Annotated in this window: 19 protein-coding genes; 9 read left to right on the top strand and 10 right to left on the bottom strand. The window is 51.3% G+C overall.

The features are described from left to right. Window positions 1-195 precede the first annotated feature (195 nt). Together ptsP and rppH are read right to left on the bottom strand one after the other, a co-directional pair. Window positions 196-2,442: a phosphoenolpyruvate--protein phosphotransferase gene (gene ptsP / locus OGY01_RS15905; RefSeq protein ID WP_045447008.1), complete on the bottom strand. Its 2,247-nt coding sequence runs from the start codon at window positions 2,440-2,442 to the stop codon at window positions 196-198. A 12-nt stretch (window positions 2,443-2,454) separates the two neighbouring features. Further along, a complete protein-coding gene (rppH, locus tag OGY01_RS15900; RefSeq protein ID WP_045447012.1) occupies window positions 2,455-2,985 on the bottom strand; it encodes an RNA pyrophosphohydrolase in 531 nt (176 codons plus the stop codon). Between the two features lie 684 nt (window positions 2,986-3,669). Between rppH and mutH the strand changes: the two genes are divergently transcribed. From mutH to OGY01_RS15880, 4 genes are all read left to right on the top strand, one after another. Next, complete coding sequence (gene mutH / locus OGY01_RS15895; protein ID WP_045447015.1) at window positions 3,670-4,362, top strand: DNA mismatch repair endonuclease MutH; 693 nt, start codon at window positions 3,670-3,672, stop codon at window positions 4,360-4,362. A 78-nt stretch (window positions 4,363-4,440) separates the two neighbouring features. Beyond that, window positions 4,441-5,154 (top strand): TerC family protein, encoded by a 714-nt coding sequence (locus OGY01_RS15890; protein WP_045447018.1) that lies wholly within the window; start codon window positions 4,441-4,443, stop codon window positions 5,152-5,154. Window positions 5,155-5,298: 144 nt separating this feature from the next. Continuing rightward, on the top strand, window positions 5,299-5,517 hold the full coding sequence (ygdR, locus tag OGY01_RS15885; protein ID WP_000758660.1) for a lipoprotein YgdR: 219 nt from the start codon (window positions 5,299-5,301) through the stop codon (window positions 5,515-5,517). Between the two features lie 108 nt (window positions 5,518-5,625). Continuing rightward, window positions 5,626-6,666 (top strand): NADP(H)-dependent aldo-keto reductase, encoded by a 1,041-nt coding sequence (locus tag OGY01_RS15880; RefSeq protein ID WP_045447022.1) that lies wholly within the window; start codon window positions 5,626-5,628, stop codon window positions 6,664-6,666. 50 nt (window positions 6,667-6,716) lie between these two features. On the opposite strand, the gene lplT is transcribed toward OGY01_RS15880, so the two are convergent. Together lplT and aas are read right to left on the bottom strand one after the other, a co-directional pair. Next, a complete protein-coding gene (lplT, locus tag OGY01_RS15875) occupies window positions 6,717-7,910 on the bottom strand; it encodes a lysophospholipid transporter LplT (protein ID WP_284097302.1) in 1,194 nt (397 codons plus the stop codon). Next, window positions 7,903-10,062, bottom strand: coding sequence for a bifunctional acyl-ACP--phospholipid O-acyltransferase/long-chain-fatty-acid--ACP ligase (aas, locus tag OGY01_RS15870; RefSeq protein ID WP_045447034.1), 2,160 nt, complete (start codon window positions 10,060-10,062; stop codon window positions 7,903-7,905). The genes lplT and aas overlap by 8 nt, the downstream gene beginning before the upstream one ends. A 590-nt stretch (window positions 10,063-10,652) precedes the next feature. Here aas and galR point away from each other — a divergent pair. Then, window positions 10,653-11,681, top strand: a complete 1,029-nt coding sequence (gene galR / locus OGY01_RS15865) for an HTH-type transcriptional regulator GalR (protein WP_045447037.1) — start codon at window positions 10,653-10,655, stop codon at window positions 11,679-11,681. An 11-nt stretch (window positions 11,682-11,692) separates the two neighbouring features. Here galR and lysA read toward each other — a convergent pair whose 3' ends face one another. Continuing rightward, the gene (gene lysA, locus OGY01_RS15860) at window positions 11,693-12,946 is read right to left on the bottom strand and encodes a diaminopimelate decarboxylase (protein ID WP_286493342.1); all 1,254 of its coding nucleotides are present in this window, start codon (window positions 12,944-12,946) and stop codon (window positions 11,693-11,695) included. Between the two features lie 118 nt (window positions 12,947-13,064). On the opposite strand from lysA, the gene OGY01_RS15855 reads away from it, so the two are divergent. Beyond that, window positions 13,065-14,000 (top strand): LysR family transcriptional regulator, encoded by a 936-nt coding sequence (locus OGY01_RS15855; protein WP_045447042.1) that lies wholly within the window; start codon window positions 13,065-13,067, stop codon window positions 13,998-14,000. Here OGY01_RS15855 and OGY01_RS15850 read toward each other — a convergent pair. After that, window positions 13,987-14,679, bottom strand: a complete 693-nt coding sequence (locus OGY01_RS15850) for an aspartate/glutamate racemase (protein WP_286493340.1) — start codon at window positions 14,677-14,679, stop codon at window positions 13,987-13,989. The genes OGY01_RS15855 and OGY01_RS15850 overlap by 14 nt on opposite strands. Before the next feature lie 142 nt (window positions 14,680-14,821). Here OGY01_RS15850 and OGY01_RS15845 point away from each other — a divergent pair, with 142 nt between their 5' ends. Beyond that, on the top strand, window positions 14,822-15,148 hold the full coding sequence (locus tag OGY01_RS15845) for a cupin domain-containing protein (protein WP_045447048.1): 327 nt from the start codon (window positions 14,822-14,824) through the stop codon (window positions 15,146-15,148). 114 nt (window positions 15,149-15,262) lie between these two features. On the opposite strand, the gene kduD is transcribed toward OGY01_RS15845, so the two are convergent. The 4 genes from kduD to OGY01_RS15825 form a co-directional block, all read right to left on the bottom strand. Further along, on the bottom strand, window positions 15,263-16,024 hold the full coding sequence (gene kduD / locus OGY01_RS15840) for a 2-dehydro-3-deoxy-D-gluconate 5-dehydrogenase KduD (protein ID WP_045447052.1): 762 nt from the start codon (window positions 16,022-16,024) through the stop codon (window positions 15,263-15,265). A gap of 57 nt (window positions 16,025-16,081) precedes the next feature. Continuing rightward, a complete protein-coding gene (kduI, locus tag OGY01_RS15835) occupies window positions 16,082-16,918 on the bottom strand; it encodes a 5-dehydro-4-deoxy-D-glucuronate isomerase (protein ID WP_045447055.1) in 837 nt (278 codons plus the stop codon). 691 nt (window positions 16,919-17,609) lie between these two features. Further along, window positions 17,610-18,788, bottom strand: a complete 1,179-nt coding sequence (locus tag OGY01_RS15830; RefSeq protein WP_045447057.1) for an acetyl-CoA C-acetyltransferase — start codon at window positions 18,786-18,788, stop codon at window positions 17,610-17,612. A 102-nt stretch (window positions 18,789-18,890) separates the two neighbouring features. Further along, complete coding sequence (locus OGY01_RS15825) at window positions 18,891-19,775, bottom strand: LysR family transcriptional regulator (RefSeq protein WP_045447059.1); 885 nt, start codon at window positions 19,773-19,775, stop codon at window positions 18,891-18,893. 101 nt (window positions 19,776-19,876) lie between these two features. On the opposite strand from OGY01_RS15825, the gene OGY01_RS15820 reads away from it, so the two are divergent. Both OGY01_RS15820 and OGY01_RS15815 read left to right on the top strand, forming a co-directional pair. Then, window positions 19,877-20,332, top strand: coding sequence for a multidrug/biocide efflux PACE transporter (locus tag OGY01_RS15820; RefSeq protein ID WP_045447061.1), 456 nt, complete (start codon window positions 19,877-19,879; stop codon window positions 20,330-20,332). 142 nt (window positions 20,333-20,474) lie between these two features. Further along, window positions 20,475-21,704, top strand: a complete 1,230-nt coding sequence (locus OGY01_RS15815) for an amino acid permease (RefSeq protein WP_286493339.1) — start codon at window positions 20,475-20,477, stop codon at window positions 21,702-21,704. Window positions 21,705-21,734 lie beyond the last annotated feature (30 nt).

Here is a 21,734-nt window from a genome sequence, read left to right as displayed (position 1 = left end):
ATCACAGCGGATGCCGATTACAGTTAAAAGATATGTATACGCCCTCGTCTTTCAAGCTGCATCTTTGTTGGTTGCATTCACTCACCGAAGGCAGCCTCCGGCTGTTCAAATCCGTTCCTGACGAATTTGTCACGGACTTACCTGTTCAATGCACTCAAAATACATTGGGTGTAGCTACTGTTTCCCGCCCTGGTTTCATAATCCCCCGCGAATTAAACCGCCCATGCCACGACGCTCCATAAATGCCGCCACCTGATGGCGTACTTCTGTCGCTAGCTGCGCTTCCAGGCTGCGCTGAGCCAGCGTTTGCGCTTCATCAAAATCGATATGTCGCAGCAGATATTTTACTCGCGCCACGGAACGACCGTTCATCGACAAATGACGGAAGCCCAAACCGATTAGAATAGTTACACACATCGGATCGCCCGCCATTTCACCACACAGGCGCAAATCGATACCACTTCGCTCAGCTTCCTGCGCAATCATCGCCAGGGCACGTAACATTCCCGGATGCAGGCTGTCATAAATGCTGGCGACACGTGTGTTGTTGCGATCGACCGCCAGAATATATTGAGTAAGATCGTTAGTCCCGACCGATATAAAATCGATCCTGTTCGCCAGATGCGGCAACATAAATACCATCGACGGGACCTCCAGCATAATGCCGATGCGTGGTTTCGGGATCGCATAGCCGATCATCTCTTCCACTTCGCGTCCGGCACGTTCAATCAGACGTCGTGCTTCGTCCACCTCATCAATACTGGTTACCATCGGCAGCAAAATACTTAGATTGCCGGTTGCTGCATTTGCCCGCAGCATCGCTCGTACCTGGATCAGAAAGATCTCCGGCTGATCGAGTGTAATGCGGATCCCACGCCACCCGAGGCACGGATTCTCTTCACTGATTGGCATGTAAGGCAGCTGCTTATCCGCCCCGACATCCAGCGTGCGCAGCGTCACAGGCTTGTCGTTAAACATTTGCAGCATCCCTTGATACTGCGCAACCTGCTCTTCTTCCGATGGAAAGCCACTTTGCAGCATGAACGGGATTTCGGTGCGATACAGGCCAATACCGTCGATCCGACTACCCAGCTTCTGTTCATGTTCGGGACTAAGTCCGGCATTGAGCATCACCTTAACGCGCTCGCCGCTTTTCAATTGTGCAGGTTGATTAACGTCATCTTCTGCCAGGCGACTCAGCTCATTCTCTTCACTGATGAGGCGCTGATATTCCTGTATCAATACAGGTTCCGGATCGACCAACACTTCGCCGCGATAACCATCCACCACCAGCGTGCGACGATGCAATACCGATGGCTGGATATCAGCCCCCATCACGGTGGGGATACCCAACGCACGAACCATTATCGCCGCATGGGAGTTGGCGGCACCGTCCCTGACCACAACACCCACAAGCCGATCCTGTGGAAGTTCCGCCAGAGTGGTAGCTGAGAGTTCATCGGCTACCAGCACAAAACGCTCAGGCCAGGCATTCGGCCCCTGGATGGAGTCATCAAGATGGAACAGCAAGCGCTGACCGAGCGCACGTAAATCCCCGGATCGCTCTTTAAGATAGCTATCACTCAGGGCAGCAAACTGTTCGGCAAACTTCTCGATGATCGTTTTAACGGCCCACTCTGCCACTGAACCGTTATCCACTTCAGCAAACAGTTCACGGCGTAAACGGGTATCAGAAAGCAGGTGCGAGTAGAGATCAAAGATCGCCGCCGTTTCTTTCTGCGCCCCGGCAGCAAAACGCTTACTGTAGCGGCGGAATTCGTTAGCAGCTTCTTCAAGCGCTCCGGTCAGTCGTTCTCGTTCCAGCGCAGGATCCAACGTTGACGCCTGATACACCTGCTCCATCAACGGCAGCGTGGCATCCTGCCAGCCTTCAGCAATTGCCACACCGGGCGCTGCAGGCAGCGCACGAATGCGCGTTTGGCGGTATTGACCGAACAGCGCGGTAAGCTGCGACTGAGAAAGAATGGCTGCCATTTGCGTGGCAAGCGTGACCAGGAAGGACTCTTCACTTTCATCGTACTGGCGCAACTCGCGCTGCTGTACGACCAGCACACCTAATAGCTGGCGGCGCTGGATGATCGGGACGCCTAAGAACGCACGAAAACGCTCTTCTTTCACCGAAGGAATATATTTGAAGCTCGGATGTTTTTGCGCATCGGCAAGGTTGATAGGTTCCGCCAGCCTGCCAACCAGGCCAACGATCCCTTCATCAAACGCGAGTGCAACAGTGCGACCGCGTGGTTTTTTGAGTCCCCGGGTCGCCATGAGGTAATAACAACGTCGGTCGTGGTCGGCCAGATAGACCGAGCAGACCTCTGTATCCATCGCAAGACAGATGTCAGTAACCAGAATATTCAGCGCCTCATTAAGGCGTGGAGCACTGGCTACCTTTTCGACTATTTCGCGCAGGCGGGTGAGCATAATTTGCGTAGCTTAACCTCTTTTACGTCTGTACGCAGGCGGGCTTTGCGGCTTAGGAGTACTTTCCTGAAGCGCCATCACAACACTTGCGAATTCTTTCATCACCCTGCGATAAACATCGCGTTTAAATGACACCACCTGTCGAACCGGATACCAGTAACTCACCCAGCGCCAGCCATCAAACTCAGGTGTACTACTGGTTTGCATATTGATTTCAGCATCGCTACTGATCAATTGCAGAAGAAACCATTTTTGTTTCTGGCCGATACAAACCGGCTTCGTGTCCCAACGCACCAAACGTTTCGGTAACTTGTAACGCAACCAGTTACGAGTAGAAGCGAGGATCCGTACATCTTTACGGCTGAGCCCCACTTCTTCAAAGAGTTCCCGGTACATCGCCTGCTCTGCTGTCTCTCCTGCGTTTATCCCACCTTGTGGAAATTGCCAGGAGTGCTGACCAAATCGCCGGGCCCACATGACCTGCCCCTGGCGGTTACAAATTACTATCCCTACATTCGGGCGGTAGCCATCGTCATCAATCACCGGACTACCTCAACATAAACCTTATATACAAACGATTGTTTCACACTCCTGGGAGGCGGTAAACCACTCTGTTAAGGACACGATACTCTAATAACAATTGAATAACTCACAGCAAAGGCCCGAGTTATAAACAGAGGGAGCACTGCCAGGACGATTTTATTCACCTTTTCTGTGGATATAGTTGTGAAGAAGTACGGAATTACTATGGGAAAACCCGGAACAGTCTGAATAAGACCTTCGTCACACATAAAAAATAGTCTTATATATTCATTAAGTTAAAATCGGAATCAGGAGATAATCACACAGAAACGTGACGATCATCACGCATACGATCTTCGAGCTGATGAAAGATCAACCAGCGTTGGTTTTATCCACAGATTATGCCAATAAGTTAGGCACAATTTGTGTAAAAATTCGATTTTCGTCGCACGTCAAGGCTGTAAATTGAAACAGTAGTAGGGTTTTTTCACAGTTATCCCATCTTTCTGTGGATAACATGGTGTAAGATCCTGTTCATTGTCAGTGACCAGAATTGGAAAACCTGAATTGTTGTTGCGCAACTCCGCGAATTGAAATCTAAAAACCAATATAAATCATATAATTGAATATAGCATGTGGAAAAAGATAAACTCTGTCCACACGGTATAAAATCATTGCTCATTTTTTCGCCTAAGGTATAACCCAATGCCAGAACTCCATCCGTTACTTTTACCTCCTGAATCTGAGACTCAGTTGCTTACCCAGGCACGACAACTCTCAGGCTACGCTTTGGGAGAGTTGGCGACGATGGCGGGTCTTGTTACGCCAAAGGATTTAAAGCGGGACAAAGGCTGGATTGGCGTGCTGCTGGAGATATGGCTTGGCGCCAGTGCGGGCAGTAAGCCAGAACAGGATTTTGCCGCGCTCGGCGTGGAGCTGAAAACAATCCCTGTGGACAGTCTTGGCAGACCGCTGGAAACCACCTTTGTTTGCGTAGCGCCACTGACCGGCAATACAGGCGTAACGTGGGAAACCAGCCATGTCCGGCACAAACTCAAACGCGTACTGTGGATCCCCGTTGAAGGTGAACGCAATATACCGCTGGCTGAACGGCGCGTCGGCTCTCCGCTACTGTGGAGCCCAAATGAAGAAGAGGACCGACAATTGCGTCTGGACTGGGAAGAGTTAATGGACATGATTGTGTTGGGTCACGTCGAGCGCATTACCGCTCGCCATGGGGAAGTACTACAACTACGCCCAAAAGCCGCCAATGCCAGAGCGCTTACCGAGGCAATTGGTGCCAATGGCGAACCAATCCTGACCTTGCCACGCGGGTTTTACCTTAAAAAGAACTTCACTCGTGCCTTACTGGAGCGACATTTTTTATTCCAGCCCTAATAGGCACTGCCCGGCCTTTCACCCGCCGCGTTACGGGCCTATAATTAGCGCTTCTTTTTTTTGGCAGGACTTTGTTCGATGTTATTTGCATGGATAACCGATCCTAACGCCTGGCTTGCGCTCGGTACGCTGACGCTGCTGGAGATCGTTCTCGGGATCGACAATATTATTTTCCTCTCTCTGGTAGTTGCCAAACTTCCGACCGCGCAACGCAGTCACGCCCGACGTATTGGGCTGGCGGCAGCGATGCTCATGCGTCTGGCTTTGCTGGCCTCTATCGCCTGGGTAACTCGTTTGACAAACCCGTTATTCGAGGTGTTTGGCGAGGCGATATCCGCACGAGATCTCATACTTCTGCTCGGTGGATTATTCCTGATCTGGAAAGCCAGCAAAGAGATCCACGAGTCGATTGAAGGTGAAGAGGAGGGGCTGAAAACTCGCGTATCCTCTTTCCTGGGTGCGATTGTGCAGATCATGTTGTTAGACATTATTTTCAGTCTGGACTCCGTCATCACCGCGGTAGGCTTGTCCGATCATCTGTTTATCATGATGGCGGCGGTGGTCATCGCCGTGGGTGTGATGATGTTTGCAGCACGCCCAATAGGCGAGTTTGTGGATCGTCACCCTTCGGTAAAAATGCTGGCACTCTCTTTCCTGATTCTGGTTGGTTTCACGCTGATTCTGGAAAGTTTCGATGTCCATGTACCGAAAGGATACATTTATTTCGCCATGTTCTTCTCTATCGCGGTAGAGACCCTGAACCTGTTGCGCAATAAAAAAAATCCGCTCTGATAAAATCTGTCGCTCCCCGCAAGGGGAGCGAATAGCCTCATCATCTTCCCCTTCTCACAGATTAAGATTTTCCCTCTTTCGTCCTGCATAACTTCGCGTTATTACTAAACTATTGTCAGACGCAGGCCATGTGAGGATAAACAGATGAAAAAATGGGCAGTTTTAATTTCCGCCGTAGGATTGGCTTTTGCAGTTTCCGGATGCAGCAGTGATTATGTGATGGCGACAAAAGACGGTCGTATGATCCTGACCGACGGTAAACCGGAAATTGATGACGATACCGGTCTGGTGAGCTATCACGATCAGCAAGGCAACGCGATGCAAATTAACCGTGACGATGTGTCTCAAATTATTGAACGTTGATGGTTGAGGTCAGCAATGCTGCTGGCCTTAACAATTTTTGCTTCCCTTTTTCCCTTCCCTCAGCCATTTTTATAATCCTTATGTCGTGATTATAAAAAGGAAACGGCTATGCAATATCACCGTATACCCCACAGCTCGCTGGAAGTCAGTACACTGGGGCTGGGCACAATGACGTTTGGTGAACAAAATAGCGAAGCCGACGCACATGCACAGCTCGACTATGCCGTTGCACAAGGCATAAATTTAATCGACGTTGCCGAGATGTATCCGGTACCGCCTCGCCCTGAAACTCAGGGGCTCACAGAAACTTACGTCGGCAACTGGCTCGCCAAACATGGTAGCCGTGAAAAACTGATCGTGGCCTCGAAGGTCAGCGGTCCGTCACGTAACAATGACAGCGGTATTCGCCCCGATCAGGCGCTGGATCGTAAAAACATTCGCCAGGCGCTGAATGACAGCCTTAAACGCCTGCAAACCGATTATCTGGATCTGTATCAGGTACATTGGCCTCAGCGCCCTACCAATTGTTTTGGCAAACTTGGCTACAACTGGACGGATTCCACACCGGTAATTACTCTGCTGGAAACACTGGAAGCTCTGACTGAATTTCAGCGTGCGGGGAAAATTCGCTATATCGGCGTTTCCAACGAAACCGCATTCGGCGTGATGCGCTATCTGCACCTTGCTGACAAACACGACCTGCCACGCATCGTCACCATCCAGAACCCGTACAGCCTGCTGAACCGCAGCTTCGAGGTTGGGCTCGCGGAAGTCAGCCAATATGAAGGGGTTGAACTGCTGGCCTACTCTTGCCTGGGTTTTGGTACCTTAAGCGGTAAATATCTGAACGGCGCTAAACCAGCCGGAGCACGTAATACACTGTTTAGCCGTTTCACGCGCTACAGCGGTGAACAGACGCAAAAGGCTGTCGCCGCTTATGTAGATATCGCGAAACGTCATAATCTGGATCCAGCCCAGATGGCGCTGGCGTTTGTTCGTCGCCAGCCGTTTGTCGCCAGCACTCTGCTGGGAGCCACGACGATGGAACAGTTAAAAACCAATGTCGAAAGCCTGCATCTGGAATTAAGCGAAGAGGTACTGGCGGAGATTGAAGCGGTGCATCAGGTTTATACCTACCCGGCACCGTGATAATGCGCATTGTGTGCCGGGTAAAGCCAAACCGCTACCCGACACACAAATTAATGACGGCGTTGCCAGACCCACAGCGCCGTAATCGCCAGCGCAAATAAGCCGCCAAACCCGATGCCAATCGCGACCGCCGGAAGCCCCACCAGAACCGCTAACGAGTAGATGCCGAGCATTAGCAGCATAGCGCTGTTTTCGCCCAGGTTTTGCACCGCAATAGCATTACCCGCACCAACGCTTTTTTTGCCCCGCTCCTGCAACAACGCATTCAGAGGCACAACAAAAAAGCCGCCCAGTACACCGATAAGCATCAGCAACGCATAGGATGGAAGCAGCGCATGTTGCAGAGACAAAAACAGCACCCCCACGCCAATCAGGATCCCCGCCGGCATGCAGCGAGACACCGTTTCCAGCGTTACCAGCTTAGCTGCCGCTCCGGCACCAACCACAATCCCGATAGCCACCATAGCATTGAGATAGGTTGGCGTGGCGTTATCAGTGATGCCCAGAGCCACCGGTACCCATAACACCAGCAGAAAACGCAACGTCACACCTGCGCCCCAAAAAAGGCTAGTACCTACTAACGAAAAACGTGTTTCACCGTCACGCCATAACGAAGACGCTGCGCAGAAAAAACTACGCGTCATTTTCCCCAGATGCCACGATTGCCCGGGACGAGCAGCGGTCAGTTTTGGAATATACAGGTTAGCCAGGACGGCTCCGGCGTATGCCAGCGCGCAAACAGAGAGTGCGGCAATGACATGCCAGTCTGCCAGAACGCCGCCAGCGACAGATCCCAGCAAAATAGCTGCGATGGTTGAAGCTTCCATCAGTCCGTTGGCTTTCACCAGTTTGTCGCCAGTGGTCAGCTCGCCGAGAATGCCATATTTGGCCGGTGAATAAGCCGCAGCGCCAATACCCACCAGCGTATACCCCAGAAAAGGGTTAAAACCGAAGCAAATACTCGCCGCACCCAATAGCTTGAGGCCGTTGGCGAACATCATCACTCTGCCCTTGGCAAAGCTATCCGCCACCTGTCCGACAAAAGGCGCAAAAAGAATGTAAGCGCCCACAAACACCATTTGCAGGATCGGTTGGCTCCAGTCCGGGTAGAATTGCGCCTTCAGCAACGCCAGCGTGGCGAACAGCAACGCATTATCGCCAAACGCCGACAGAAACTGCGCGGCGATAACGGACAACATCCCTTTAGACCAGATTGAAGTGTTAGTGTGTACTGACTCAGGCATGTTGTTCTTCCGGTTCATCAACCCAGCTTTTTAGCGTGACAAAATCAGGCTTACCGCTGCCAAGTAGAGGGAGTTGTTTCAGGTGGCGGATATCACGTGGCACGGCAAGTTCCGGAACGCCATGGGCGCGCGCATACTGCAGCAATTTATCTCGCGTCAGCTCTCCATCCGTGGTGAACAGCACCAGCGCCTCGCCTTTACTGGCATCACTCTTGATAGCCGTAGCATGCATTTTGTCGGCGGATACCGCCAACGCCAGTTGCTCAACCATTTCAAGTGAGACCATCTCGCCGGCAATTTTGGCAAAACGTTTAGCACGCCCCTGAATTTGCACGAAGCCGTTCTCATCAAAGCGCACGATATCACCGGTGTCATACCAGCCGCGTTCAAGCTCGCCTTGCGCATTCTCTGCCGTCGGCACTTCCAGTACACCGGGTTTTTCGACGCGCAAATAGCCGTTCATAATATTAGGGCCTTTCAGCTGTAAACGCCCACCCTCCTCAATCCCGGGAACCGCCAGCAGTCGGGCATCCATCCCCGGTAGAATACGCCCTACCGTGCCCGATTTTGCCGCCATCGGCACGTTAATCGAGACGACTGGCGCACATTCCGTCACCCCATAGCCTTCGAGGACACGCAGACCAAACTTCTCCTGCCACAACTGCCTGGTACTGTCTTGCAGCTTTTCTGCTCCCGCCACAACATAGCGCAGGCGGTGGAAATCATAAGGATGTGCGAAGCGTGCGTAGTTACCGAGGAACGTTGAGGTACCAAACAACACAGTGCAGTTCCGGTCGTATACCAGTTCTGGCACGATGCGATAATGCAGAGGACTGGGATAAAGAAACACTTCAGCACCAGTCAGTAACGGTGTGAACAGCCCCACAGTCAGACCAAAAGAGTGAAACAACGGTAGCGCTGACATAAAGCGATCGTCAGCGGTAAAATCGGCAATAGTTTTAATTTGCTCGACGTTAGCCAGGATACTTTTGTGGCTGTGCACTACGCCTTTCGGGTGACCCTCAGAGCCAGAGGTAAAGAGGATCACTGCAGCCTCTTCAGGTTGCTGCTTGACCTGCGCCAGATGCGGCATCAGCAAATGAGAAAAAATCCACAGCTTGTCACCCAGGGTAACATCGGCTTTTAAATCTTCCAGATAAACCCAGCGTACCTGAGTAATCTGCTCCGGCAGATGCCAGAGTTTGCCTTTATCGAGAAACTGTCGGGAGGTAAAAATGGTTTTGATTTCAGAAGCGGTAATTGCGCTGGTTAACCCTTTTACGCCCGCCGTGTAGTTCATCATTGCCGGGATGCGTCGGCGAGCCATAGCGCCAAAGATAACGGCTGCGCTGATACCCGCGTTTGGCAGCATCAGGCCGATTTTCTCGCCTTCCGCGCTGTACTTTTCCAGAATGCGGGCAACAAACAGCGTTTTAGTCAGCAGTTTGCGATAGCTATCCGGAGTAAAGTTAACGTCTTCAATGCAGTTTTTACCTGCGCCAAAGCGGTATTTCGCCGCCAGAAGGGATTCATACAACGTTTCGCGAGGGCGCACCGCCATGCGCGCTTCCATCATAATCTGATGCAACATTTCACCGGCAATCTTGCGACGGTCGCGCGCGCGCGGCGCTTCAGGCATTGGCAGTGCCGTTGGCGGCAAAATGTGTAGCCGGATACGTGGGAAGAATCGCTGCTTAACCAGACCCTTCAGCCGGCTGAAGTGACTAAGTTCAGCCCCTTCAATGCGCACAGGTACCACCGTCGCCCCTGATTTTGCCGCGACAAAACCGGCACCGTCATAGATTTTCATCAATGATCCGGTCGTTGAAATACGGCCTTCCGGGAAGATAACCACCGGGCGTCCCTGCTCAACCAGGCGAACCAGATGTTTAATCGACATCGGTTTAGTTGGGTCCAACGGAACGAAATCAATCAATGGGGTTAACCAGCGCATATACCATTGCTGGCTGATAGAAGTATAAACGGCAAAGACAGGGCGAATGGGCAGGAACAGCGCCAGAAGAATACCATCTATAAATGAGACATGATTGGGAGTGATTAGGATGCGTTCTCCCTGTAGCGCACTAACATCGCCCATGACGCGAACACGAAAAAGTACGCGAAACAGAATACGAAATAACCCAAATAGCATCTCAACTCCCTGTACCATCAATTATCTAAAGATGAATGGTGGCAGATTATACGAGTTGGGGATTGCGTGCGACAGGTAAATAGAAGACGAAAAAAAACCTGCGCATCCGCGCAGGTTGGTGCAAGAGACAGGTACGAAGTGCGTACCGAATAATCTCACCAATCAATACCTCTGGGATCTTGATTGTGGTCGTCACCCGACTGATTCGCCAGTACGAAAACGCAAAGGAATGAACGTAAATGCAACCAGTTGTGTAAATTATCGGTTACTGTTACAGATACGCCTGAGATAAAAAAAAACCTGCGCATCTGCGCAGGTTGGTGTAAATCTTGTGATCAACCCGAAAGTTGATTTCACCTATCAATACCTCTGGGATCTCAACTTTAGCAATGTGGCCAGTTCCCTCACCAGCGAACAATCGCAACAGCCCATCGCAAAGTGTAAGCAAAGGTTTTCATTTTCCCCTTTCTGTCTTACTTCGCTCGTGCGCGCTCACATTTGCGACGTTCTGGCGGGCAATCTGCTTGAACAGCCAGCCATTTTCCGTAACACTGGCGGAATGTAAGCGTTTACCCACAACAGGTACTATCATGGCGACCATAAAGGACGTAGCCCGACTAGCTGGTGTATCAGTCGCCACCGTTTCTCGAGTGATCAATGATTCCCCTAAAGCCAGTGAAGCCTCGCGCCTGGCTGTAATGAGTGCCATGGAATCACTCAGCTACCACCCCAACGCCAATGCGCGTGCGCTGGCACAACAATCCACTGAAACCATCGGACTGGTGGTAGGTGATGTGTCAGATCCTTTCTTTGGGGCAATGGTAAAAGCTGTCGAGCAGGTGGCCTATAACACCGGAAACTTTTTACTGATTGGCAACGGCTATCATAACGAACATAAGGAGCGTCAGGCGATTGAGCAGCTTATTCGTCACCGTTGCGCCGCTCTCGTTGTACACGCGAAAATCATTCCGGATGCTGAACTTGCGTCGTTAATGCAGCAGATCCCCGGCATGGTGCTCATCAACCGAATCCTGCCCGGCTTCGAGCAACGCTGCGTTGCCCTGGATGACCGTTACGGGGCATGGCTTGCCACCCGGCACCTTATCCAGCAAGGCCATACACGCATCGGTTATCTGTGCTCCAATCACACCATTTCGGATGCAGAAGATCGTCTGAAAGGCTATTACGATGCATTAGCAGAAAGCAATATACCGGTGAACGAACGGCTGGTGACCTTTGGTGAACCGGATGAAAGCGGCGGGGAACAGGCCATGACCGAGCTGCTTGGTCGTGGAAAAAGCTTCACTGCGGTAGCCTGTTATAACGACTCAATGGCAGCCGGTGCCATGGGCGTATTAAATGATAATGGTATTGATGTACCGGGCGAAATATCACTGATTGGCTTTGATGATGTGCTGGTTTCACGCTACGTGCGCCCACGGCTGACAACGGTACGTTATCCTATCGTAACGATGGCAACGCAGGCCGCTGAACTGGCGCTGGCGCTGGCGGAAAAACGCCCGGTGCCCGAAATTACCAATGTATTTAACCCAACTCTGGTACGCCGACATTCCGTTTCAACGCTGACAGAGCCAGGGAATTCATCGTCAAACGATTAAACAGGATTGCGTCATAGTTCCAGCGCTAAGAGTTCGTTAATGGTCTGGCGACGGCGAATCAGCCGCGCCACTCCGTTATCAAACAGGACTTCCGGCAGTAGCGGGCGGCTATTATAGTTCGACGACATCGACGCACCGTACGCCCCGGTATCATGCAGTACCAGATAATCACCCGGTGCCACCGCAGGCAGCAGACGGGTCTCAACTTTACCGCCCTCCTGCTGGGTAAACACGTCGCCGGACTCGCACAACGGACCCGCAACAACGGTTTCTCGTTGAGGCTCCAGCTCCAGCGAACGACCATCCCCCGCCAGCGCGGAGATATGATGATAACTGCCATACATCGCCGGGCGCATCAGATCGTTAAAACCTGCATCGATCAACACGAAGTGGCGGCTCCCCATCTCTTTTACGCTGCGCACCTGCGCTACCAGTACGCCCGCTTCCGCGACCAGGAAACGTCCCGGCTCAATCTCAAGCTTCACCGGATGCCCAAGATGTCTGGCGATCTGCTCACGCGCGGCGTTCCACAAACCGAAATAGTGGTCGGTATTGATCGCCTCTTCTCCTTCGCGGTACGGGATCGATAAACCACCGCCTGCAGAGATCGCCTCGAGATCCTGGCCAAACTCCATCACCTGGCGCACCATCGCGCCACATACCTGCTCCAGGTGTCCGTAGTCCACGCCAGAGCCGATATGCATATGAATACCGACCAGATTCAGTTTATAACGCTGAATGACGTCCAGCGCTGCTGGCAGATCGCTGTACCAGATTCCGTGCTTGCTGTTTTCTCCACCAGTATTGGTTTTCTGACTGTGCCCGTGACCAAATCCAGGATTGACGCGCAGCCATACGCGGTGACCCGGCGATACCTGACCAAGCTGTTCCAGCATATCCACTGACCCGGCATTAACCGGAATTTGTAACTCATGCACCCGTGCCAGCGTCGCTTCATCAATCATATCGGCAGTAAAAACGATCTCATCTTTACCCGCGACATAGCCTGCAGCCAGCGCACGTTCAATCTCACCTAACGATACCGAGTCCACCTTCACGCCCTGCTCGCGCATCAGACGCAGAATATGAATGTTCGAACATGCCTTCTGGGCAAAGCGCACCACGTCGAACTGATTCAGTTTAGCGATCTGCTTACGGATAATCTGCGCATCGTAGACCCATACCGGGCAGCCAAATTCGGCAGGCAGACGCAGCAGGTTGTCGGCGGTCAGGTCAGTATCGGTGTTATTAAGCGAGCGTGGCATAGCGGACTCCGGTATTCATTTTTTTATGATTACGCCACAAGCTAAAGAGAATAAAAAATATCGTTTTATCGCGAGTCTATGCAAAAATGATATGGACTACCTGATTCGAGGAACGCCCATGCCTGCCGTTAACCTGCGACACATTGAAATCTTTCACGCCATCATGACAGCGGGCAACCTGACGGAAGCCGCACGGATGCTACACACTTCGCAACCCACAGTCAGTCGGGAACTGGCGCGATTTGAGAAAGTATTGGGGTTAACGCTGTTTGAACGTACTCGTGGTCGACTGCAGCCAACGGTACAGGGCCTACGGTTATTTGAGGAGGTGCAACGCTCCTGGTATGGCCTGGATCGCATTGTTAATGCCGCAGAAAGCCTGCGAGAATTCCGCCAGGGCGAGCTGTCAATTGTTTGCCTGCCGGTGTTTTCACAATCGTTTTTACCTACCCTACTGCAACCGTTTCTGGCTCGCTATCCGGACGTGAGTCTGAACATCGTTCCGCAAGAGTCACCGCTGCTTGAGGAGTGGCTTTCAGCCCAGCGCCACGATCTGGGATTGACGGAGACCTTGCACACGCCCGCAGGCACTGAACGTACTGCACTGCTGACGCTTAACGAAGTGTGTGTCCTGCCTTCAGGACACCCGCTAAGTGCGAAAGCCATACTAACGCCAGAAGACTTTCAGGGTGAAAATTACATCAGCCTGTCACGCACAGACAGTTACCGTCAGTTGCTGGATGCCCTGTTTAATGACCATCAGGTTAAACGTCGAATGGTCCTGGAAACGCACAGCGCCGCGTCCGTTTGCGCGATGGTTCGTGCCGGCGCAGGGATCTCGGTCGTAAACCCACTCACTGCATTGGATTATGCCGCCAGCGGCGTTGTCGTTCGACGTTTCAGTATCGACGTACCGTTTACCGTTAGCCTGATTCGCCCGTTACACCGACCGGCATCCGCACTGGTCGATGCATTTACGGCACATTTGCAAGCCCATCTTCCTGCTCTGATCGATCCGCTGGATGCTATTTTGGATCCGCTTACGACAGCATAAACTCCACCGCATCAGCCGCGTGAATCGCAGCCGTATCAAACACCAGCAGCGGACTCATCTGCGCCGGAACCAGTAGGCCAATCTCGGTACAGCCAAAAATGACGCCTTGCGCGCCCTGACGAGCCAGGCCATCAATCACATTAAGGTAATAATCTCGCGAAGTGTCACTGAATTCACCCAGGCACAGCTCTTCGAAGATTATCTGGTTAATCTTCTGCCGGTCATCCTGTTCGGGGATCAACGTGTTAATACCAAACTCTTGCTGTAGGCGTCCACGATAAAACTCCTGCTCCATGGTGTAGCGCGTACCGAGTAGCGCCACGTTAGACATTTTCTGCTGGCTGATGGCCCTGCCCGTTGCATCAGCAATATGCAGGAACGGCACCTCGCAGGCCGTTTCAATCGCCCCGGCGACCTTATGCATCGTGTTGGTACACAGAACGATCCCTTGAGCCCCCGCCTGCTGAAGCCCCATGGCGGCCTGCGCCAGAATCTCACCAGCCTGCTGCCAGTCGCCACTTGACTGGCAAGCTTCAATCTCGTGGAAATCTACGCTATGCAGCAGGATCTGCGCCGAATGCAGGCCTCCCAGACGTTTCTTCACACCTTCATTAATGAGTCGATAATAAGGAATAGTGGATTCCCAGCTCATACCGCCTAACAGACCGATAGTTTTCATCTTTTTTTCCTTGTTCGTTGTTGTCGCTCCAGTGAACCAAAGATGTGATCAACTTTCCACATCTGTGAGCCTGCGTTTCCTTTTAATTATTTTTGATATAAATTTAATGAAACAATGTTTCAACATAATACAGGACCGCCGGATGTTTATTTTTCATAAAGAAACCACCCTCGAAGATCTGGGCAACGGCGTTACCCGCCGCATCCTGGCTCACGACGGCAAAATGATGGCTGTTGAAGTGAATTTCGAGCAAGGCGCAATTGGTCCGATGCACAACCACCCGCACGAACAGCTCACTTATGTGTTATCCGGCGAGTTTGAATTTACCATTGGCGAAGAAAAGCATGTTGTCCGCGCAGGCGACACGCTGTACAAGCGACCCAATATTATGCATGGCTGCGTTTGTTTAAAACCAGGCACACTACTGGATACTTTCACCCCCGTACGCGAAGATTTCCTGAAAGCATAATTCCACCGTTCTCAGGTCACCCTTTTAGCTTCTTATCTGAAATGTAAGGGATAAAAGATAAAAAACCCTGCTGTTTGGCAGGGTTTTTGTTTGTAGATACAGGAAGAAGACCCGTTAACGTGCCAGCCAGCCGCCATCGACTGCAACGGTATAGCCGTTGATGTAGTCAGATGCACTGGACGCCAGGAATACAATTGGCCCTTTCAGATCGTCTGGTAATCCCCAACGTCCCGCCGGGATGCGATCGAGAATTTCTGCACTACGTTGCTCATCAGCACGCAGCTGTTGCGTGTTGTTGGTTGCCATATAGCCCGGAGCAATCGCATTAACGTTGATGTTGTGTTTTGCCCACTCGTTCGCCATCAGACGAGTTACGCCCATTACACCACTTTTTGATGCGGTATAAGACGGAACGCGGATGCCGCCCTGGAAAGAAAGCATAGAGGCGATGTTAATAATTTTGCCGCCCTTGCCCTGCGCGATGAAGTGCTTAGCCGCAGCCTGAGACATAAAGAACACGCTCTTAATGTTCAGATTCATCACGTCGTCCCAGTCTTTTTCGCTGAAATCGATCGCGTCGTCACGACGAATAAGACCTGCGTTATTGACCAGAATGTCGATATGACCGAATTCTGCAACTGCACGCTCCAGCAGCGCCGGGATACCGTCGATTTGACGCAGGTCTGCAGTCAGACTTAAAAAGCGGCGGCCCAGTGCGGTAACACGTTCGATAGTTTCAGTCGGCTCAACAATATTGATACCCACGATATCGCAACCCGCTTCAGCCAGGCCCAGCGCCATACCCTGCCCCAGACCAGTGTCACAACCTGTCACAACGGCGACTTTACCTTCAAGAGAGAATGCATTCAAAATCATTATTAATCCTTACTTTTTATAATGCCTGTCACAGACAGGCAGGGTTGCCGCCCGCAACTAGCGCAGATCTTTTACTGCAACGTGGTCCATATCATCGAAGACCTGGTTTTCACCGACCATGCCCCAAATGAACGTATAAGCTTTTGTACCGACGCCAGAGTGAATAGACCAGCTTGGAGAAATTACTGCCTGCTCGTTATGCATCACAATGTGACGCGTTTCCTGAGGCTGCCCCATCATATGGAAAACACAGGTGTCTTCTTCCATGTTGAAGTAAAAATAAACTTCCATGCGGCGTTCATGGGTATGGCACGGCATGGTATTCCACAGATTACCAGGTGCCAGTTCCGTCAGACCCATGCTCAACTGGCAGGTTTCCAGTACGTCTGGTACAAAATATTTATTGATGGTACGACGGTTACTGGTGAGATCATCACCCAGAGTCACTGGAGCAACATCGGCTGGGGTCACTTTTTTGGTTGGATAGGCTGTATGTGCCGGTGCGCAGTTATAGTAGAACTTGGCTGGTTTTGTCGCATCGATGCTTGCAAACACAACTTCTTTCGCCCCTTTTCCCACATACAACGCATCGCGGTGACCGATTTCATAGCACTGGCCGTCAACGGTAATTGTGCCCGGACCACCGATGTTGATCACACCGAGTTCGCGACGTTCCAGGAAGTAGGTTACGCCCAACTGTTTGCCCACTTCGCCACCCACGGAAACGGTTTTTGCCACTGGCATAATGCCGCCAACAATAATGCGGTCGATGTGGCTGTAAACCATGGTGTATTCGTCAGCGACAAACACTTCTTCTACCAAAAACTCATTGCGCAGCGCCTGAGTGTCCAGGGTTTTAGCATGCGCACTATGGATGCTTTGTCTTACGTCCACATTTACCTCCAGTGATAAATTGACCGTGAATTCTTGAACGGATAACAAAACACCGTTCCGTTTTTAACTAATGGGTTAATGATATCCCTCCCGGAACACGTTTTCAATTACAACTAAAACGATGTTTCACTTTTTCTGCATCTTATTATCAAAAGTGTAGTTGCGATCACGTTAGGGTCTCAAAAATAGCGGAAAAAATGATAGTAAAGGCATATAAAAACCATATAAAACAATAAAATAGATTATTAATTAAATAGTGATTCAGCAGTGGTTGAGATAATGCACTGAAAATACAGAGTTAACCAGGACGGCTACCGAAGAAGGAGATGTTGCAGGTTATAAAGACGACGGTGGCGTACGCGCCAAGTCAAAGCCCCTGCGGAAGGTAAAACTATACCCAAAATAATTCGGGTGGCCTGTAGGTGACAACAGAGCGAAGCCCCGGGAGCTTACACAAGTAAGTGACTGGGGTCAGGAGCCGCTTTGAACACTGCGGAGCTGCGGTCCCGTAAGGGCGAGACTCATGGTAAGCCAAGTAACGCACAGCTAACACCCAGGCAACTTGAAGTATGACGGTATACAAACATGAATTCTTGTGTGCTTGTATTAAAGATATCACTCACCGACGCTGTCACATTTGCATGGGACAGCGCAGCAGAAGAGCGTGTTTGAAAGGGGAGTATAAAGCGCTTCAGTCTCGTTCAATGGCGAGCGCGACGCCCTGGCCGCCACCGATACACAGCGTAGCCAGGCCTTTTCGCGCCTGACGTTTGACCATCTCATGTACCAACGACACCAGAATACGACAGCCGGATGCGCCAATAGGATGGCCAAGCGCGATGGCTCCACCATTGACATTGACCCGCCTCTCATCCCATTCCAGCACTTTTCCCACCGATAACGCCTGGGCAGCAAATGCTTCGTTAGCTTCGATAAGATCAACATCAGCCAGCTGCCAGCCGACTCGTTCAAGACAGCGACGGGTAGCATACACTGGCGCAATCCCCATTAGCGCAGGATCGACCCCGACGCTGGCAAAAGCTCGAATACGCGCCAGTATGGGCAAATTCAGCTCCTGCGCCTTGGCTTCGCTCATCATCATCACGGCTGCGGCGCCATCATTTATCGACGACGCATTGCCCGCCGTGACAGAGCCTGAACGATCAAATGTGGGATCCAGTCGCGCCAGCCCTTCAGCACTGGCATCCGTTCTCGGCTGTTCATCGGTATCAACAACGATCGATTGTCCGTTACGTTGGGTCACGACCGGCACAATCTCATCTTTAAAACGCCCGGCGTCGATCGCCATACGCGCTTTATGCTGAGAGCGAAGCGCGTAGTCATCCTGCAATTCGCGGCTAATTCCGTATTCCCGCGCCAGGTTTTCGGCGGTGACGCCCATATGGTAATCGTTGAAAGCGTCCCACAAACCGTCATGCACCAGGCTGTCCACCAGTTGGCTATTGCCCAATTGCGCGCCGGTGCGGCTGTCGGTGAGAACATGCGGTGCGCGGCTCATATTCTCTTGTCCACCAGCAATCACAATATCGGCTTCACCACACTGGATAGCCTGCGTTGCCAGATGCAGCGCTTTGAGGCCCGAACCACAAACATCGTTAATAGTGATAGCAGAAACGGTATTGGGTAATCCCCCATTGATAGCAGACTGGCGCGCGGGATTCTGCCCGGCTCCTGCAGTGAGCACCTGCCCTAGGATCACTTCGTCAACAGCATGGACATCCACGCCTGTGCGTTCCAGTAACGCCCTGACCACCATGCTGCCTAGCTCAACGGCAGAATGACGCGCCAGCGTCCCCTGGAAGCAGCCAATTGGTGTCCTTAACGCCCCCACTATCACAACCTCTTTCATCACCACCTCAGCGCAAAATAACATCGCAATAGTAGATGATTGTTAAAGATAGTTATCACAGTTGTTTAAAAATGGTGATTTTTATCACAAAGGAATTTCGTATCATTTATTGGTCATCTGAACGCCACTCTGCTGTAAATGGTCGCGTAACCAGCTTCCCGCCACGCCAGGAGGCGATTTCTTATTCCACAGCAGGTCGATAGAGATAGCCTTTGGCCAGCCGGGCATCTTCAACTGTACCAGCGGTTTTTGTGCCGCAAATTCTTCCACCAGCGCGCAAGGTAGCGCGCACCAGCCAAACCCCTGAACCGCCATACTCAGTAATAACAGATAGTTAGGAGCAGACCATACGGGACCACGCGCCACGTTAGTGCCGCTTTCCAGATAGGTATTCAACCGCAGTTCGCGCCAGGTGTGGAGCTGCTCCCATTGCAGGTTGTTTTGCGTAGCCAGCGGATGCGAGGCCGCCACATATAACCCCATCCAGGTTTGCATTGGCAGACGAGTGACGCCCATATCCGTTGGATAGTCCTCGCGCGCCTCAATAAGCCCAACCTGAGCTCGTCCCTTTTGCAGCAGATCGATCACATCTTCATCTTCGCCAATCAGACATTCAAACTCGGTATGGGGAAACAGGCGGTCAAACTGCACCATCAATTCTTCCAGCACATCCGGATGCAGCGTGTCAGAAAGCACAAACGTCAAACGCGCTTCCGTTGCGCCTGAAAGTGAAATAGCAGCTTCATCCAGACGATCGCTCGCTGACAAAATCGCCTGAACGTAGCCAAGTACCCGTTTACCTTGTTCAGTGAGCGTCGGCTGGCGCGAGGAACGATCAAATAGCGCAAAACCGAGATCGGCTTCCAGATGCGCAATCGCCGTACTGATAGTGGACTGACTTTTACGCAGCCGCCGCGCTGCCGCAGAAAATGAACCGCAGGAAACGGTCTCAACAAATGCTGTTAATGCTTCGGGAGAGTAACGCATAACCTATCTACTTTATCGATGGATTCTATCTTTTAGATATCACATAAAACGATAAAATTTCCACCATTCCGTTATCCGGGCATCAAAGAAGGTTTTACGTTATGCAACACGATACAGTCCAACGCCGTTCGTTACTGGAACGTATTTTTCACGCCGTCTGTTTTGAGGGCATTGCCACCGCTATTCTCGCACCAACCACCGCATGGTTGATGCAACGTTCGGTGCTGGAAATGGGCGGATTGACCGTACTCCTGGCTACCACAGCGATGATCTGGAATATCATTTATAACGCCCTGTTTGATCGCTTGTGGCCGTCACACCTGGTGAAACGTACGGCGAAAGTACGGGCATTTCACGCCTTAGGTTTCGAAAGTGGTTTTATCGTTATCGGGGTAACCATCGTGTCGTATGTGCTGAGCGTCAGTCTGCTGCAGGCATTCACGCTAGAAATAGGTTTCTTCCTGTTCTTCCTGCCGTACACCATGTTTTATAACTGGGCATACGACACGGTGCGTGAACGCGTGATGAAGCGCCGTCAACAGCGCGTTACTGCCTGATAATTCAACGAATAGTCGGAATTATCCCGATTCCGGCTATTCATCCATTCACCAGCCCACTTGTTCACACCTCCCCCAGCACCTCTCATTTGTGGTAAATTGCGCTTCTTTTTGTTTATTTTATAGTTGATACGTTCAAATAATGTCGAAAATTTGGTCAAAAGAAGAGACTCTCTGGAGCTTCGCGTTATATGGGACTGCCGTCGGCGCAGGAACCCTATTTCTCCCCATACAACTGGGTTCTGCTGGGGCGGTCGTATTGTTTATCACCGCACTTGTTGCCTGGCCTTTAACTTACTGGCCACACAAGGCTCTGTGCCAGTTTATCCTGTCATCGAAAACGTCAGCTGGTGAAGGGATCACCGGTGCGGTAACGCACTACTACGGCAAAAAGATTGGTAGCTTAATCACCACTCTCTATTTTGTTGCCTTCTTTGTGGTCGTGCTGATCTACGCCGTGGCAATCACCAACTCCCTCACAGAACAGCTGGCAAAACATATCACCGTGGATCTACGCATCCGCATGCTCGTCAGCCTTGGCGTGGTGCTGATACTGAATCTCATCTTTCTGATGGGGCGACAAGCCACTATTCGGGTGATGGGATTTCTGGTGTTCCCACTCATCGCTTACTTTTTGTTCCTTTCGCTCTATCTGACCGGAAGCTGGCAGCCTACGTTACTCACCGGCCAGATGTCTTTCGATCAACACACGCTTCATCAGGTATGGATATCAATCCCCGTGATGGTTTTTGCTTTTAGCCATACGCCAATCATCTCCACGTTTGCCATCGACAGACGCGAGAAATACGGCGAGCAGGCCATGGGTAAATGCAAAAAAATCATGAAAGTAGCCTACGTCATCATCTGCCTGAGCGTGCTGTTTTTCGTCTTCAGCTGCTTACTTTCTATTCCAGTAAATTATATTGAAGACGCAAGAAATGAAGGCGTGACGATTTTGTCAGCGCTCTCAATGATGCCGAACGCCCCTGCATGGCTGTCGATTTCAGGGATTATCGTAGCCATTGTGGCGATGTCAAAATCGTTTCTGGGTACGTACTTTGGCGTGATTGAAGGAGCAACCGAAGTCGTAAAAACGTCGTTGCATCAGGTGGGAGTGAAGAAAAGCCGGGCCTTTAACCGCGCCCTGTCGATCATGCTGGTCTCGACGATCACGTTTATCATTTGCTGCATTAACCCGAATGCCATCTCAATGATTTACGCAATCAGCGGGCCGCTCATCGCCATGATTCTTTTCATCATGCCGACGCTGTCGACCTATTTGATCCCGGCTCTGAAGCCGTACCGTTCAGTGGGCAATTTGATTACCCTGATTGTGGGTCTGCTGTGTGTTTCGGTGATGTTTTTCGGCTAAAAATGTTATGCAACGGCTCATTCATCAGTG

This window comes from Citrobacter sp. Cm038 (assembly GCF_030333105.1).
GTDB classification, from domain to species: Bacteria; Pseudomonadota; Gammaproteobacteria; order Enterobacterales; family Enterobacteriaceae; genus Citrobacter; species Citrobacter murliniae.
This window is presented reverse-complemented; position numbering and strand designations above follow the sequence as displayed.

Bases quoted from the DNA above. Each gene is read 5' to 3' on its own strand.
- lysA (WP_286493342.1), bottom strand. From the start codon at position 12,946: ATGCCACGCTCGCTTAATAACACCGATACTGACCTGACCGCCGACAAC.
- OGY01_RS15815 (WP_286493339.1), top strand. From the start codon at position 20,475: ATGTCGAAAATTTGGTCAAAAGAAGAGACTCTCTGGAGCTTCGCGTTA.
- galR (WP_045447037.1), top strand. From the start codon at position 10,653: ATGGCGACCATAAAGGACGTAGCCCGACTAGCTGGTGTATCAGTCGCC.
- mutH (WP_045447015.1), top strand. From the start codon at position 3,670: ATGCCAGAACTCCATCCGTTACTTTTACCTCCTGAATCTGAGACTCAG.
- OGY01_RS15850 (WP_286493340.1), bottom strand. From the start codon at position 14,679: ATGAAAACTATCGGTCTGTTAGGCGGTATGAGCTGGGAATCCACTATT.
- ygdR (WP_000758660.1), top strand. From the start codon at position 5,299: ATGAAAAAATGGGCAGTTTTAATTTCCGCCGTAGGATTGGCTTTTGCA.
- OGY01_RS15825 (WP_045447059.1), bottom strand. From the start codon at position 19,775: ATGCGTTACTCTCCCGAAGCATTAACAGCATTTGTTGAGACCGTTTCC.
- kduD (WP_045447052.1), bottom strand. From the start codon at position 16,024: ATGATTTTGAATGCATTCTCTCTTGAAGGTAAAGTCGCCGTTGTGACA.
- OGY01_RS15890 (WP_045447018.1), top strand. From the start codon at position 4,441: ATGTTATTTGCATGGATAACCGATCCTAACGCCTGGCTTGCGCTCGGT.
- OGY01_RS15880 (WP_045447022.1), top strand. From the start codon at position 5,626: ATGCAATATCACCGTATACCCCACAGCTCGCTGGAAGTCAGTACACTG.
- aas (WP_045447034.1), bottom strand. From the start codon at position 10,062: ATGCTATTTGGGTTATTTCGTATTCTGTTTCGCGTACTTTTTCGTGTT.
- lplT (WP_284097302.1), bottom strand. From the start codon at position 7,910: ATGCCTGAGTCAGTACACACTAACACTTCAATCTGGTCTAAAGGGATG.
- OGY01_RS15830 (WP_045447057.1), bottom strand. From the start codon at position 18,788: ATGAAAGAGGTTGTGATAGTGGGGGCGTTAAGGACACCAATTGGCTGC.
- OGY01_RS15845 (WP_045447048.1), top strand. From the start codon at position 14,822: ATGTTTATTTTTCATAAAGAAACCACCCTCGAAGATCTGGGCAACGGC.
- OGY01_RS15855 (WP_045447042.1), top strand. From the start codon at position 13,065: ATGCCTGCCGTTAACCTGCGACACATTGAAATCTTTCACGCCATCATG.
- OGY01_RS15820 (WP_045447061.1), top strand. From the start codon at position 19,877: ATGCAACACGATACAGTCCAACGCCGTTCGTTACTGGAACGTATTTTT.
- ptsP (WP_045447008.1), bottom strand. From the start codon at position 2,442: ATGCTCACCCGCCTGCGCGAAATAGTCGAAAAGGTAGCCAGTGCTCCA.